Consider the following 15,000-nt stretch of genomic DNA (forward strand, 5'->3'; position numbering starts at 1 on the left):
GTGCTGTTTCAAAAGGTTACAGCGCTTTATCATCCCATTCTTAGAGGCTGAACCGATTCACGGCGCCTCCAAATCTTCAAGGGTGCGCGCTGATCTTTACAAGACAGCGCTACCACTGCCACAGCCATACCTATAAAGACTCACGACCTCGACCTATGTCCACATTTCTGATTTTGCGCAAACACAGTGCGCTGCTTCCTATGGCCGGGCAAAAAGCCCTGAGCCTGATGGGCGGCCTTACTGCTTTCGGCCTGGCCACCTGCGTGCAGGCAAACCCGGCGTTCGACAGCGAGTCCAAATGGATGTTTGGGGACTGGAACGGCACCCGTAGCGAGCTGGAGCAAAAAGGCTACGCCTTCTCCCTCGACTATGTCGGCGAAGTGGGTTCCAACCTGCATGGCGGCTATGACCACGACCGTACGGCGCGCTACAGCGATCAGTTCGGCCTGGGCACGCACTTGGATTTGCAAAAGATTCTGGGCTGGGAAGATGCCGAGTTTAAGCTGACGATCACCCATCGCAGCGGTAACAACATCAGCAACGATCGCATCAACGACCCGCGCGTGGGGGGCTTCACCTCGGCGCAAGAAGTCTGGGGCCGTGGCCAGACCACCCGCCTGACGCAGATGTGGTACCAACAGAAATTCTTTGATCAGAAGCTCGACATCAAAGTCGGCCGCTTTGGTCAGGGCGAAGACTTCAACAGCTTCCCGTGCGACTTCCAGAACCTGGCGTTTTGCGGTTCGCAGGTCGGTAACTGGGCTGGCAGCATTTGGTACAACTGGCCGGTCAGCCAATGGGCGTTGCGCGTTAAATACCACCTCACCCCTGAGCTGTATGCACAGGTCGGTGCCTACGAGCAAAACCCGTCCAACCTGGACCGTGGCAATGGTTTCAAACTCAGCGGCAGTGGCACCCAAGGTGCCGTGCTGCCGGTTGAACTGGTATGGACGCCAAAAATTAATGGGCTGCCTGGGGAGTATCGTGCGGGGTACTACTACAGCAGTGCCAAGGCAACCGATGTTTACAAAGATGCCAATGGCCAGGCCGCAGCCTTGAGCGGCGAAGCCTATCGCAGCAGTTCGAGCAAGCACGGCATGTGGCTGGGTGTGCAACAGCAACTGACCCGCCGCGCCAGCGATCAGTCGAGGGGCTTGAGTGTGTTCGCCAACGCCACCGTTCACGACAAGAAAACCAACCCGATCGATAACTATGTGCAGGCAGGCATCGTCTACAAAGGCGTGTTCGATGCGCGGGCCAAAGACGACATCGGCTTTGCCGTGGCCAGGGTTCACGTCAACCCGGCCTATCGTAAAAACGCTCAGGCGACCAATCAGGCCCGCACGGTGTACGACTTTGACGACGCCAGCTATCTGCCGCCGCAAGACACCGAATACAGCGCCGAATTGTATTACGGCGTGCACGTCACTAACTGGCTGACCGTGCGACCGAACCTGCAATACATCCGCCATCCGGGCGGCGTCAACCAACTGGATGACGCGCTGATCGGCGGCTTGAAGATTCAAAGTTCGTTCTGATCCCTGCACGAACGACCGCGACGAGCATGAAGCTTGAAGCTGACTCACAAGGACTAACTTTACTGAATCGCCTCGCATCGCGCCGTGTTCCACGGCCCATGCGGGAACACTATCAACGTAACGGAGAACCACACTATGAGCACTGAAGGTGCTTCAAGTCGTAGCCGCCTGTTACCGACGTTGCTCGGTATCTTGCTGCTGCTAATGGGCCTGGCCATGCTGGTCGGGGGTATCAAGCTGGTCACGCTGGGCGGGTCGATGTACTACCTGCTGGCCGGTATCGGTTTTGGCCTGTCAGGCGCACTGCTGATGGCCGGGCGCCGCGCCGCGCTGGGCTTGTACGCCGTGGTGCTGTTCGCCAGCACCGTTTGGGCACTGATCGAAGTGGGCCTGGACTGGTGGCAACTGGTACCGCGCCTGGCCCTGTGGTTTGCGATCGGTATCGTATTGCTGCTGCCATGGTTGCGTCGCCCACTGTTGCGCGGCCAATCGGCCCCGGTGGCGACGGGTGCACTGAGCGTGGCCGTCGTACTGGCAGGCCTGGCTGCACTGGCCAGCCAGTTCACCAGCCCTGGTGAAATCAAGGGTCAACTGGACCGTGATGCTGTTCCCGGCATGACCAACACCGCACCGGCCATGCCGGAGGGTGACTGGCAGTCCTACGGGCGCACCGCCTACGGTGACCGTTACTCGCCACTGAAAGAAATTACGCCAGAAAATGCCCACAAGCTGGTTCCAGCCTGGACATTCCGTACCGGGGACATTCCGGGCGAAGGCGATCCGGGCGAAACAACCGCCGAGAACACCCCGCTGAAAGTGAACGGCATGCTGTACGTGTGTACCCCACACAGTCAGGTGATTGCTGTTGACCCAGACACCGGCAAGGAAATCTGGCGCTACGACCCGAAGCTCAGCACGCAGAACGCGGCTAACTTCAAAGGCTGGGCGCACATGACCTGCCGCGGCGTGACGTATCACGACGAAAACGCCTACGCCAAAGCCAGCACTGAGCAAAGCGCTGCCGAGCCTGCTGCGGCCACGTCGAGCAACTCGTGCCCACGTCGCCTGTTCCTGCCGACGGCTGACACGCGCCTGATCGCGCTGAACGCCGACACCGGTAAAGTCTGCGAAGACTTCGGTGACAATGGCGCAGTTGACTTGCGCCACAACATGGGTGGCTTCGCGCCAGGCGGCTACTACTCCACCTCGCCCCCTGCCGTGACCAAAGACCTGGTTGTGATTGGCGGCCACGTTACTGACAACATTTCTACCGATGAGCCATCGGGCGTGATCCGGGCGTACGACGTACGTACCGGTAAGCTGGTGTGGAATTGGGACAGCGGCAACCCGGACGCCACCGCGCCGATTGCCGAAGGCGAAACCTACACCCGCAACTCGCCTAACATGTGGTCGATGTTCGCCGTCGACGAAAACCTCGGCATGCTCTATCTGCCGATGGGCAACCAGACGCCTGACCAGTTCGGCGGCAACCGTACCGAAGATTCCGAGCGCTACGCTGCTGGCATCACTGCGCTGGACATCAACACCGGTAAAGTCCGCTGGTACCGTCCGCTTACTCACCATGACCTGTGGGACATGGACGTAGGTGGCCAACCTACCTTGATGGACATTAAAACGACTGACGGTGTTAAACCGGCTCTGCTGGCGTCCACCAAGCAAGGCAGCATCTACGTGCTTGACCGTAGCAACGGTAAAGACATCGTACCGATCCACGAAGTGCCAGCACCGGGCGGCGCCGTTGAAGGCGACCACACCGCACCAACGCAGCCTCGCTCAGAGCTGAACATGATCCCGCCGGTCCTGACCGAACGTGACATGTGGGGCGTGACTCCGTTTGACCAGATGCTGTGCCGTATCAACTTCAAATCCCTGCGTTATGACGGCATGTACACCCCGCCTTCCTTGCAAGGTTCGATCGTTTATCCCGGTAACTTTGGCGTGTTTGACTGGGGCGGCATCTCGGTAGACCCCGTGCGTCAGATCGCATTCCTGAACCCAAGCTACATGGCTTTCACCTCCAAACTGGTACCCCAGGCGGATGTGGCTGCAATGGGTCCACGTAAAGGCGAAACCTCGGGCGTACAACCGAACAAAGGTTCGCCTTACGGCGTGATCCTGGAGCCTCTGTTGTCGCCACTGGGCCTGCCTTGCCAGGCTCCGGCGTGGGGCTACGTTGCGGCGGTCGACCTGACCAACAACAACGTGATCTGGAAACACAAGAACGGCACCGTGCGTGACAGTTCGCCGGTTCCAATCCCGCTGTCGATGGGCGTTCCAAGCTTGGGCGGCACATTCACCACCGCCGGTGGCGTAGCCTTCCTGAGCGGCACCCTTGACCAGTACCTGCGTGCTTACGATGTAAGCAACGGCAAGTTGCTGTGGGAAGGTCGCCTGCCTGCTGGCGGCCAAACCACTCCAATGACCTACACCGGCAAAGACGGCACACAATACGTGCTGGTCATGGCGGGTGGTCACGGCGGCCTGGGCACCAAAAAAGGTGACTATGTCATCGCGTTCAAACTCGCCGATTAAGTAACACAGCGAGTGGCAAGCGAAGCGGCTATCGAAAGATAGCCGCTTTTTTTAGGGCTGACGTTTTATACGAGCCTGACCTGCGATATTCACAACGGCAACGCTACACGCCATTCTACTTTGCGGCACCCATTACAACTGGCCTTCAAAACGCATCATTACGCCGTTTCTTTCAGGCGCGACAACCACACCTCAAACGCCTGCGCATCCAGCGGACGACTGATCAGGTAGCCTTGCGCCGTGTCGCATTGCCAGCGCTCCAGCAGGTCAAGGGTATGTTGATACTCCACCCCTTCGGCCACCACTTTTAGCCCCAGGTTGTGGCTCATCTCGATGGTCGAGCGCACGATCACCGCGTCTTCACTGGTTTCATCCAGGTTGCGAATAAACGACTGATCGATTTTCAGCTCTTGCACCGGTAAGCGTTTGAGGTGAGCCAGCGATGAATAACCGGTGCCGAAGTCATCGACCGCCAGACTGATACCGCCATCGCGCAGTTTTTCCAGCACGCCAAGCGAGTGCTCAGGGTCGCGCATGACCGCACTTTCGGTGATTTCGAAAATAAGTTGCTCGGCCGACACCTCATAACGCTTGAGCAGGGTTTCGACCTTATGCAACAGGTCTTCACCGTGCACATCCGCGGCCGAAATGTTCAGCGACAGTTGCAGCGCCAGCCCCTTGCGGTTCCACTCGGCCAGTTGACGAACGCCCTCCTCCAGCACCCACTGCGTCAGCAATACCATGCTGCCCGTGCGCTCGGCCAAGGGAATGAACTCGGCTGGCGACACCACGCCCAGCTCCGGGTGACGCCAGCGCAACAAGGCTTCGGCCTGGCGCACCTGGCCACTGCCAATCTCCAGCTTGGGCTGATACAGCAAAAACAACTCGCCCTCGCTGGCGGCGCTGCGCAAGTCGCGAATCAGCTGGATTTGCCGCTGATGCGCCAAGTCCCGATCCTGCTGATAGACCTGCAAGTACCCCGGTAAGGCCGCTGCATCGCGGCGCGCGATCGCGGCCCTGCTGATCAGTTCTTCGACGCTTTGGCCGTTGATCGGGTACACCGCAATGCCCATGCAAACCTCGAGCAACACGTCATGGCCATCGATGCTCAAGGGTCGATTCAACAGCGCATACAACGTGTCGGCCATCGCGACCCCGGCATCGACCTGAGTGCTCTCCAGCAGCAACAAAAATTCATTGCCGGTGATGCGCGCCGCCGTATCGCGCTCGTGCAGGGTGTCGAGCATCGCGCGGCTGGCCTCGCGCATGATCAGCTCCATGCCGTCCGGGCCAAAGCTTTCGTTGATCACGCGGTAGTTTTCAATGCCCAGATAAATCAGGACGACGTTGCGCCGGGCGCTGATCGCACTGCCCAATCGTTCCATGGCCAGAGCGCGATTGGGCAAGCCGGTGAGCGCGTCATGCAAGGCGTTATGCGCCAATTGCTGCTCACGCTGCGCAATACCGGCCTGCATGGCGTTGATGGCCTTGGCCAGAAAACCCAGTTCGTCCTTACGCTTGAGTTCGACGGGCGTTTCGTAGTCGCCCCGACCAATCCGTTGCGCGGCTTCTGCCAGCAGACTGACCGGGCGCGAGACCGCCCGCGCCAGCCACAAGGCTCCGAGCAAGGACGCCAGCAATGCACCGACCGAGACCCACAAAAACTTGCGATCAAGCGAATTAAAGGCCTGCATGGTTTGATCCAGCGGGCTCTGCAGCAACGCCATCACTTGCCCGTTAGCCGGGTCGCCGGAGTTGGCCAATTGCAATAATTGACCCAAAAAACGCTGGTGGTGAAATTCGCTGAAATGAACGGTCAGGCCCGGCGCATGCGTGTGCATGAACGCGACAATGCTGGCGTTCATTACGTCAGGCTGAGTGCTGCTCAGCACCCCGTTTTCGCCGTTATTAAGGGTCATAAACGACACTTCAAGGTTGCTCAGCGAACGCAACTCATGGGCAAATACGTCGTCCATCGGCATCGCAGACACCACGCGCACCACCGGTAAAGGGGCCATCACGGCACTCTGCACCATCATGTAAGGGCGGCCATCGAGTACGCCGACAAGCATGGTTTGAGCGTTACGACGCGCCATCTTCAAAGCCTTGGCGTAGGGGAAGGCCTGCCCGGACGGTAAGCCTTTGAGGGTGCTGGTGATGATGTTGCCATTGAGGTCGAGTACAAACAGATCACTGCCGCGAATACTCGCCTCAAACTCCAGCAAGGCGTTCTCGATGTCCGCGGGGGTGCCATTGATGCTCGCGAGGCGAAAGTCAGAGTCATTGGTCAGCCAGTTGAGCCCGTACTGGATGCGCCGCCAACGCAAATCCATGAACCGCTCAAACACCCGCGTGCCGGTGCGCAATTGCTCTTCGGCCTGATCGCTGGCCACCGTAATGGTCACTGCTTTGACGGCGAAGTACACCGCACCAATCACCACGAGCAAGAGCAACGCCAGGAACAGGCTGATACGCGCCTGAAAACTGTTACGCAGCTTCATGCTGCCTCCTCGATCCACTGAGTCAATGCCACTACCCGCTCTGAGGTTATGTCCTGAGGCATACGCCGCTCCCTCTGCATCGCCAGAAAAGCCTGTCGCAAGGCTTTCCATTCCCTTTTTATTGTTATCAATCGTAACTGCTGCAAGAGAGAAGATCGCCTAATAAATCAGGGCCGTCCACCGTCAAGTTGTTGGCGACAAAGGCCTAGCGAGCGGGCACTTCGGGGAAGATTTTATCAATGAGACAAGGGCCTGCCCTGACACTCGCCACAGGCTTGAACACAGGCCTCTTGAACCGCAAACCCTGCGCTCGACTACGCTACCCCGCGCAGTCTTCGGCAGCGGCTAGAGGATGAAAAACGTTTCACCATTGAAACCACTGACACCGCGCCCCATCTAACCCTCATACCCCATTGCGCAGGTGCCCCATGAGCGACCAGCAAGATTTCCCGGATAACAGCACTGAATACACCGACATAGAACACCCGCACAGCGAACATCAACCTCACTCGGCAGGGACTGAATTGGCGTTGCCAGAACAGAATCTGCCGGACAAGGTGTACATCATCCCGATCCATAATCGGCCGTTCTTCCCGGCGCAAGTGCTGCCGGTCATCGTCAATGAAGAGCCGTGGGCCGAAACCCTCGAACTGGTCAGCAAATCACCTCACCACTCGCTGGCACTGTTTTTTGTCGACACCCCGCCCGATGATCCTCGCCATTTCGACACCGACAGCCTTCCTGAATACGGCACGCTGGTAAAAGTGCATCACGCCAGCCGCGAAAACGGCAAATTGCAGTTCGTGGCCCAAGGCCTGACCCGCGTGCGCATCAGCATGTGGCTCAAACATCACCGCCCGCCGTATCTGGTGGAGGTTGAATACCCGCAGCAGCCCAAAGAGCCCACCGATGAGGTGAAGGCGTATGGCATGGCGCTGATCAATGCGATCAAAGAACTGCTGCCGCTCAACCCGCTGTACAGCGAAGAGCTGAAAAACTACCTCAATCGCTTCAGCCCTAATGATCCTTCGCCGCTGACCGATTTTGCCGCAGCGCTGACCTCGGCCACCGGTAACGAGCTGCAAGAAGTGCTCGACTGCGTGCCCATGCTCAAGCGCATGGAAAAAGTGCTGCCGATGCTGCGCAAAGAAGTCGAAGTGGCACGGCTGCAAAAAGAGATCTCGGCCGAGGTCAATCTCAAAATTGGCGAACATCAGCGCGAGTTCTTCCTTAAGGAGCAACTCAAGGTCATTCAGCAAGAGTTGGGGCTGACCAAGGACGATCGCAGCGCAGACATCGAGCAATTCAAGCAACGCCTTGAAGGCAAAAACCTGCCGGTGCAAGCGCAAAAGCGCATCGACGAAGAACTGAACAAGCTGTCGATTCTGGAAACCGGATCGCCGGAATACGCGGTCACTCGCAACTATCTGGACTGGGCTTCGTCGGTGCCGTGGGGCGTGTTCGGTAAAGACAAACTCGACCTCAAGCACGCGCGTAAAGTGCTCGACGCGCACCATGCGGGGCTGGATGACATCAAAAACCGCATCCTCGAATTTCTCGCCGTTGGCGCTTACAAAGGCTCGGTCAGTGGTTCGATTGTGCTGCTGGTCGGCCCGCCGGGTGTGGGCAAGACCAGCGTCGGCAAGTCGATTGCCGAGTCGCTGGGGCGCCCGTTCTACCGTTTCAGCGTGGGCGGTATGCGCGACGAAGCCGAGATCAAGGGCCACCGTCGCACCTACATCGGTGCCCAACCGGGCAAGCTGGTGCAGGCGCTCAAGGACGTTGAGGTGATGAACCCGGTGATCATGCTCGATGAGATCGACAAGATGGGCCAAAGTTTTCAGGGCGACCCCGCCTCGGCCTTGCTTGAGACCCTGGACCCGGAGCAAAACGTCGATTTCCTCGATCACTACCTGGACCTGCGGCTGGACCTGTCCAAGGTGCTGTTTGTGTGCACGGCCAATACGCTGGACTCAATCCCCGGCCCGTTGCTCGACCGCATGGAAGTCATACGCCTGTCGGGTTACATCACCGAAGAAAAGGTCGCGATTGCCAAGCGTCATTTGTGGCCAAAACAGCTTGAAAAGGCGGGTGTGTCTAAAGGCAGCCTGAGTATCAGTGACAGTGCACTGCGCGCCGTGATCGATGGTTACGCCCGCGAAGCCGGCGTGCGTCAGCTGGAAAAACAGCTGGGCAAACTGGTGCGCAAAGCCGTGGTCAAGTTGCTGGATGATCCCAAAGCGGTGATCAAGATAGGTCCAAAAGACCTCGAAGCCTCACTGGGCATGCCGGTGTTCCGTAACGAGCAAGTGATCAGCGGCACGGGTGTCATCACCGGGCTGGCCTGGACCAGCATGGGCGGGGCCACGTTACCGATTGAAGCCACGCGTATTCACACGCTCAACCGCGGGTTCAAGCTGACCGGGCAATTGGGCGATGTGATGAAGGAGTCAGCTGAAATTGCTTACAGCTACATCAGCGCCAACCTTAAGCAATTCGGCGGCGATCCCAAGTTCTTCGATGAGGCCTTTGTGCATTTGCATGTGCCAGAAGGGGCCACGCCCAAAGACGGCCCCAGTGCTGGCGTGACAATGGCCAGCGCCCTGCTGTCCCTGGCTCGCAATCAAGCGCCCAAAAAAGGCATCGCCATGACCGGCGAGTTGACCTTGACCGGGCATGTGCTGCCGATTGGGGGTGTGCGTGAAAAAGTCATTGCGGCACGCCGGCAAAAAATTCACGAGTTGATCCTGCCTGACGCCAACCGTGGTCACTTCGAAGAGTTGCCGGACTACTTGAAAGAAGGCATTACCGCCCACTTTGCCAAGCGCTTTAGCGACGTGGCAAACGTGTTGTTTTAACCGCCTGAACTAACGCCGCACGTCGCGGGACACGATGCGCTACACCTCGTATCTTGTCCCGCGGTTCAAGCCGTTCACCCCACACTGTCAATGTTGTCAGTAGACACCTGCCCTATTCCCGACGCTAATAGCCCCAAGCCTGTTAAAACTGCGTCGAGAAACGATCATGGCACTGCATCACCCTGCATATGGAAATCCAGCGGTTATCTGTCAGAAGTTTTTGGGCAGCCCTTCATTCAATCCAAGAACCAGCGGTGAGCTCAAAGCCGATGTTCTGGACAGGGCCTTGTTCGACGCCCATGAAATGACCTTTGCCAGTAGCCACAAGAAAATCGTCATTACGGCTGACATGGGTGACTTTGGGTCTATAGGCTATCGCTCCCTAGCATTCACCCTGGACATCAATATCCAGACCGGTATTTACCCGTTTGCACGCGGCAATTTTGGGCCTGTGCACGACATGACATACACAGAGTGCGTCGAACTGAACGGCAAGCATGTCTACTACTTGATTCAGGCAGAGATCGGCAGCCTGCAATTGAGTGTGGTCGAAAGTTGCTACAGCGCGCGTTTGTTTACCTTTGATGGCCGTGACCACAACAACGAGCCTTTCGAAATATGCGGTGACTTCATCATCACCCCACCCCACGCATCGTTCAGTTAGTGAGGGCCGCGCACGACTTTAACCGCGCGGCGTGGTGCAACACCTTGCATGGGTTATGCTGCGCGCTTGTTATTGTCTGACCGGAGCCTTCAATGTCCCTCGCGCGCCTCATTCCCTTGTTCGGCCTCACGCTGCTGACGGCTTGCGCCCAGCAACCGGCACACAACGTGATCGTTGAAGAACAAAGTGACTGCCCGATGCAATTGCACACCGGGCAAAACTTGACCCTGACCTTGCCCAGCAACCCCACCACCGGCTATCGCTGGGCGATTCAGGACTCCGCCGGCGGCGTGTTACGCAGCCTCAGCCCTGAAGTCTACAAAAGCGTCGACAGTGGCCAGCTACTCGGTAGCGGCGGGCAATCCACCTGGCGCTTTCAGGCATTTGCCGCAGGCTCCGGGCGCTTGCGCCTGACCTATCAGCAACCGTGGGAACCTGAAGCCGAGCCTGCACAGGTGTTTGACTGCGCTATCACGGTGAAATGACATGCCTTGGCTGATCCTCGCGGTTATGGGCGCCGCCGCCTATCTGTACGGTGTGAACATGCAGTCCACGCTGCTGTGTTTACTGAGCAAACCGCTGCCGGTGCTGGCCTTGCTCGGCTGGCTGCAAGATGCACCGCCCAGCCTGTACAGGCGCTGGATCAGTCTTGGCCTGTTGTTTTCACTGCTGGGGGACATTCTGCTGGCCTGGCCGGTGGACCTGTTTGTGTTCGGTCTGGGTGCCTTTCTGCTGGCCCATTTGGCATATCTGAAGGCATACCTGAGCGATTGCCGGCGTGTCGCCTGGTTACCGCTGACGTTAGCCTTGATGGCGGGCGTGAGTTTATTCAGCGTCATGGCGGCGCAGGGTCTGGGCCAATTGTTGATTCCCGTCAGCGTGTACGCGCTGGCCATCAGCGCCATGCTGTGGCGCGCCTTTGCCCGACTGGGCACAGCCGTCCCCGCGCGTTCGGCCTGGCTGGCGGCAGCCGGGGCACTGGCGTTTGTGGTCTCGGACAGCCTGATCGGCATCGACCGCTTTGTGTTCAAGTTCAGCGCTGCACCGTATCTAATCATCCTCAGTTACTGGCTCGGGCAATGGGGCATTGCCGCCTCAGCGTTTAGTCAGAGCAAACGCTGAGTCAGCATCTGTCCACCCCACCAAACGGTTTATCAGACAGACCGCGCATCCCGGCGCCAACTTGGCTAAAATGCCGCCCCTTTTAAATTTCCATCGCCGGAACCCTCGTGAGCAAAGAACCCGACCGTATATTCGCCCAGCCCTTGGCCCAGGTGCCGGACTTCGCCTTTAACGAAGACGTGGTGCGGGTGTTCCCGGACATGATCAAACGTTCGGTGCCGGGTTATCCGACCATTGTCGAAAACCTCGGTGTGCTCGCTGCACAGTTCGCCCAGCCTGATAGCGTGCTCTACGATCTGGGCTGTTCGCTGGGTGCAGTCACTCAGGCGCTGCGCCGGCATGTGCGCAGTGAAGGGTGCAAGGTGATTGCCGTAGACAACTCGGCGGCGATGGTCGAGCGCTGCCGCGAATACTTGAATGGGCAAAACTCGATGTTTCAGGAGTTGTTGCCGGTCGACGTGATCGAAGGCGATATTCTCGCGCTGCGCTTTGAGCCGGCCTCAGTGGTTGCGCTCAACTTCACCCTGCAATTCATTGCCCCCCAAGATCGCCTGGCCTTGCTTGGCCGTATCCGCCAGGCGCTGTTGCCGGGCGGCGCGTTGATCCTCTCGGAGAAGCTGCGCTTCAATGACGCAGACGAGCACGCGCTGCTCACCGACTTGCACATCGCATTCAAGCGCGCCAACGGCTATAGCGATCTGGAAATCGCACAAAAGCGTAGCGCCATCGAAAACGTCATGAAGCCCGACAGCCTCGAAGAACATCGCGAACGCCTGCTGGCGGCCGGGTTCTCGAAAGTCGTGCCGTGGTTCCAGTGTCTTAACTTTGCCTCGTTGATTGCCTTGCCATGATTGATCTTTCCCCTCTCGCCCGGCGTCTGGCCGGCACGCCTTTGGCTGAATGGGCCGACACCCTGCAAGCTCAGCTCGACACCAAAATGGAGAAAGGTCACGGTGACCTTGAGCGCTGGCAAAGCGCTCTGGATGCGCTGCCTGACGTTACACCCACTGAAATTGACCTGCTCAATGGCCTCACGCTCGACACTGACTGCGACGACGACACCCGTGCGCGTATGCGCCAGGCGCTGATGGGCTTGTCGCCGTGGCGCAAAGGCCCGTTTGACCTGTTCGGGGTGCATGTCGACACCGAATGGCACTCGGACTGGAAGTGGTCACGGGTTGCGCCGCACATCGACCTCAAAGGCAAGCGCATCCTGGATGTCGGCTGCGGCAATGGTTACTACATGTGGCGCATGCTCGGTGCAGGCGCCCATAGCGTGATCGGCGTGGACCCCAACTGGTTGTTCTTCTGCCAGTTTCAGGCCGTGCAACGCTTTTTGCAGCAAGAAGCCGCCTGGCACCTGCCGTTCCCGTTTGAAGACTTGCCACCGAATCTGGAAGGCTTCGACACCGTGTTCTCCATGGGTGTGTTCTACCACCGCCGCTCCCCGATCGAGCATTTGCTGGCGCTCAAGGATTGCCTGGTCAAAGGTGGCGAACTGGTGTTGGAAACACTGGTGATTGAAGGCGACGTGAATCAGGTGCTGGTGCCCGAGGACCGCTACGCGCAAATGCGTAACGTATGGTTTTTGCCATCGATTGCTGCGCTGGAGCGCTGGTTGCGGCGCGCCGGTTTCAGCGATGTGCGCTGCGTGGACGTAAGCATTACAACCGTTGAGGAGCAACGGGCGACAGAGTGGATGAAGTTCCAGTCGCTGAGTGACTACCTTGCCCCCAACGATCACAGCAAAACCATCGAAGGCTTGCCTGCGCCCATGCGCGCAGTGATTGTGGCCAAAAAATAAACCGCTGTAGCCGCTGCCCAAGGCTGCAATGGGCTGCGCAGCGGCCCTTATCGCAGCCTTGGGCAGCGCCGATAGATCAGGATTTCGCCCGGCGGGCCTTGAAGAACTCGCTGAGCATTGTGCCGCACTCCTCGGCCAGCACGCCGCCTTCAAACAGCACGCGGTGGTTGAGAAAGCCCTGGGTAAAAAACTGCCCCTGACTTTGCACAATTCCAGCCTTGGGTTCCAATGCACCGTACACCACCCGCGCGACCCGCGAATGCACGATCAAACCGGCACACATGCTGCACGGCTCCAGCGTCACGTACAGCGTGCTGCCGGGCAGTCGATAGTTGCTGGCCGCCGCCGCCGCCGCACGAATGGCGACCATTTCGGCATGGGCGCTGGGGTCGTGACCGCTGATCGGGCAGTTGAAACCGCGCCCGATGATTTCGCCGTTTTGCACCAGCACTGCACCCACCGGCACTTCACCCAGTGCGGCGCCCTGTGCCGCCAGCGCCAGCGCTTCACGCATATAGTCTTGATCGCGGCTGCGGTCGATGATCTGGGGTTGACGCCCTTGTCGCATCAGGAAACCTCAATAGCGGCCATCAGGCCGGTTTCCATGTGGTCAATCACATGGCAGTGGAACATCCACACGCCGGGATTATCCGCCACCAGCGCTACGCGGGCACGTTCGTTTTTACCCAGCAGGTAGGTGTCGGTGAAGTACGGGATGATTTTTTTGCGGTTAGACGCCAGCACCTTGAAGCTCATGCCATGCAAGTGAATCGGGTGCTGGTACTGGGTCATGTTCTTCAATTCGAAGATGTAACTGCGGCCCAGCTTGAGCTTGGCGATGGGCCGGTCAGCACAGGTTTTGTCTTTGATGTCCCACGCGATGCCATTGATCTGCCACAAGCTCGGCGGCTGATCAGGCCCCAGATCCTCGGACACCGAACCGACCCACTCGAAGTTGAAGTTGATCTTCTCGGCATTGGCCACGTCCGGCTCGGCAATCGGGTTGGCGGGCAACGCAGGGGGCCATTGGGCGGGGGCGTCGTTGCTGGCAACCGAGCGCAAAGTGCCCAGGCGTACCGGACCATCACGCAACGACAGCTCCTCACCCACCGCCGGGGCTTTGATGGCCAGACAAATGCGCATGCCAGGGCCTAGCCAGTATTCCTTGCCCAACGGCCTTGGCTCGATGGGATTACCGTCCAGCGCGTAGATTTTGGCTTGCACGCCGGGGATGTTGATGCGGTAGGTCAAGGTGTTGTCGAGATTAAGCAGGCGCACGCGGGTGATCTGCCCTGCGGGCAGCTCAATCGTCGGCACATGGCTACCATTGATCGTCGACAAGCGCCCGGGCGTACCGCCGCGAGCCGCCTCACGGGTGATGCTGAACGGCATAAAACCGCCCTCTTCATCCACATGCCAGTTCTTGATGCTCAAGGTGCGTTCATACGTAAAGCCGGTAGGTTCGCGCTCTTCAACAATCAGCGGCCCGACCAGCCCACGGCCCAGCTCTTCGCTACTGTTGACGTGCGGGTGATACCAAAAGCTGCCCGCATCTGGCACGCGGAACTTGTAGTCAAAATATTCGCCCGGCAATACCGGCAACTGCGAGACGTAAGGCACGCCGTCCATCTCCAGCGGCAAGCGGATACCGTGCCAGTGAATGGTGGTCGATACTGGCAGGTGGTTGATAAAGCGTACCCGCAGCCATTGGCCCTGACGCACCCGCAATTCGGTGCCAGGTGCCGAAGGGCCAAAGGCCCACGCCTCGGTCTGATGACCGGGCACCAGTTCCACGTCGAGGGGCGCGGCAATCAGTTCGTAATCGTGGCCCGCTTCGGCATCGGCCATTTTGCCCAACCAGTAACGCGAAGCGCCTCCTGCGCCAACACCCACCACTACCAGGCCGGCTAAACCACCGAGTATTTGTCGACGGGTAAAGGACATGGGCTCAACTACCTCT

Annotated in this window: 11 protein-coding genes; 8 read left to right on the plus strand and 3 right to left on the minus strand. The window is 58.7% G+C overall.

The window, feature by feature from the left end:
* The first annotated feature begins 155 nt into the window (after positions 1-155).
* Positions 156-1,538: a carbohydrate porin gene (locus tag GYN01_RS05245; protein WP_203306687.1), complete on the plus strand. Its 1,383-nt coding sequence runs from the start codon at positions 156-158 to the stop codon at positions 1,536-1,538.
* A gap of 135 nt (positions 1,539-1,673) precedes the next feature.
* Positions 1,674-4,091 (plus strand): glucose/quinate/shikimate family membrane-bound PQQ-dependent dehydrogenase, encoded by a 2,418-nt coding sequence (locus tag GYN01_RS05250; protein ID WP_048401154.1) that lies wholly within the window; start codon positions 1,674-1,676, stop codon positions 4,089-4,091.
* Between the two features lie 158 nt (positions 4,092-4,249).
* Here the strand turns inward: GYN01_RS05250 and GYN01_RS05255 are convergent, their stop codons facing one another.
* On the minus strand, positions 4,250-6,592 hold the full coding sequence (locus GYN01_RS05255; protein ID WP_048401156.1) for a GGDEF domain-containing protein: 2,343 nt from the start codon (positions 6,590-6,592) through the stop codon (positions 4,250-4,252).
* 428 nt (positions 6,593-7,020) lie between these two features.
* Here GYN01_RS05255 and lon point away from each other — a divergent pair, with 428 nt between their 5' ends.
* From lon to cmoB, 6 genes are all read left to right on the plus strand, one after another.
* Positions 7,021-9,450, plus strand: coding sequence for an endopeptidase La (lon, locus tag GYN01_RS05260; protein ID WP_048362642.1), 2,430 nt, complete (start codon positions 7,021-7,023; stop codon positions 9,448-9,450).
* Between the two features lie 166 nt (positions 9,451-9,616).
* Positions 9,617-10,114: a hypothetical protein gene (locus GYN01_RS05265; RefSeq protein ID WP_203306688.1), complete on the plus strand. Its 498-nt coding sequence runs from the start codon at positions 9,617-9,619 to the stop codon at positions 10,112-10,114.
* A gap of 92 nt (positions 10,115-10,206) precedes the next feature.
* A complete protein-coding gene (locus GYN01_RS05270; protein ID WP_048362640.1) occupies positions 10,207-10,599 on the plus strand; it encodes a protease inhibitor I42 family protein in 393 nt (130 codons plus the stop codon).
* Position 10,600: 1 nt separating this feature from the next.
* Positions 10,601-11,236: a lysoplasmalogenase gene (locus tag GYN01_RS05275; RefSeq protein ID WP_048401161.1), complete on the plus strand. Its 636-nt coding sequence runs from the start codon at positions 10,601-10,603 to the stop codon at positions 11,234-11,236.
* A 107-nt stretch (positions 11,237-11,343) separates the two neighbouring features.
* Positions 11,344-12,087, plus strand: a complete 744-nt coding sequence (gene cmoA / locus GYN01_RS05280; RefSeq protein WP_048362638.1) for a carboxy-S-adenosyl-L-methionine synthase CmoA — start codon at positions 11,344-11,346, stop codon at positions 12,085-12,087.
* Positions 12,084-13,040: a tRNA 5-methoxyuridine(34)/uridine 5-oxyacetic acid(34) synthase CmoB gene (gene cmoB, locus GYN01_RS05285; protein ID WP_203306689.1), complete on the plus strand. Its 957-nt coding sequence runs from the start codon at positions 12,084-12,086 to the stop codon at positions 13,038-13,040. The genes cmoA and cmoB overlap by 4 nt, the downstream gene beginning before the upstream one ends.
* Before the next feature lie 76 nt (positions 13,041-13,116).
* On the opposite strand, the gene tadA is transcribed toward cmoB, so the two are convergent.
* Entirely contained in the window at positions 13,117-13,608 is a 492-nt protein-coding gene (tadA, locus tag GYN01_RS05290; protein WP_048362636.1) for a tRNA adenosine(34) deaminase TadA, read from the minus strand.
* A complete protein-coding gene (locus GYN01_RS05295; RefSeq protein ID WP_203306690.1) occupies positions 13,608-14,984 on the minus strand; it encodes a multicopper oxidase family protein in 1,377 nt (458 codons plus the stop codon). Before GYN01_RS05295 ends, tadA begins: the two co-directional genes overlap by 1 nt.
* Positions 14,985-15,000: the final 16 nt, after the last annotated feature.

Origin of the sequence: Pseudomonas weihenstephanensis (genome assembly GCF_016812185.1) — a bacterium.
GTDB classification, from domain to species: domain Bacteria; phylum Pseudomonadota; class Gammaproteobacteria; order Pseudomonadales; family Pseudomonadaceae; genus Aquipseudomonas; species Aquipseudomonas weihenstephanensis.

What these genes read in the sequence shown, in the direction of transcription:
- GYN01_RS05250 (WP_048401154.1), top strand. Translation starts at nt 1,674, where the DNA reads ATGAGCACTGAAGGTGCTTCAAGTCGTAGCCGCCTGTTACCGACGTTG.
- GYN01_RS05270 (WP_048362640.1), top strand. Translation starts at nt 10,207, where the DNA reads ATGTCCCTCGCGCGCCTCATTCCCTTGTTCGGCCTCACGCTGCTGACG.
- GYN01_RS05275 (WP_048401161.1), top strand. Translation starts at nt 10,601, where the DNA reads ATGCCTTGGCTGATCCTCGCGGTTATGGGCGCCGCCGCCTATCTGTAC.
- GYN01_RS05265 (WP_203306688.1), top strand. Translation starts at nt 9,617, where the DNA reads ATGGCACTGCATCACCCTGCATATGGAAATCCAGCGGTTATCTGTCAG.
- cmoB (WP_203306689.1), top strand. Translation starts at nt 12,084, where the DNA reads ATGATTGATCTTTCCCCTCTCGCCCGGCGTCTGGCCGGCACGCCTTTG.
- GYN01_RS05255 (WP_048401156.1), bottom strand. Translation starts at nt 6,592, where the DNA reads ATGAAGCTGCGTAACAGTTTTCAGGCGCGTATCAGCCTGTTCCTGGCG.
- tadA (WP_048362636.1), bottom strand. Translation starts at nt 13,608, where the DNA reads ATGCGACAAGGGCGTCAACCCCAGATCATCGACCGCAGCCGCGATCAA.
- GYN01_RS05245 (WP_203306687.1), top strand. Translation starts at nt 156, where the DNA reads ATGTCCACATTTCTGATTTTGCGCAAACACAGTGCGCTGCTTCCTATG.
- GYN01_RS05295 (WP_203306690.1), bottom strand. Translation starts at nt 14,984, where the DNA reads ATGTCCTTTACCCGTCGACAAATACTCGGTGGTTTAGCCGGCCTGGTA.
- lon (WP_048362642.1), top strand. Translation starts at nt 7,021, where the DNA reads ATGAGCGACCAGCAAGATTTCCCGGATAACAGCACTGAATACACCGAC.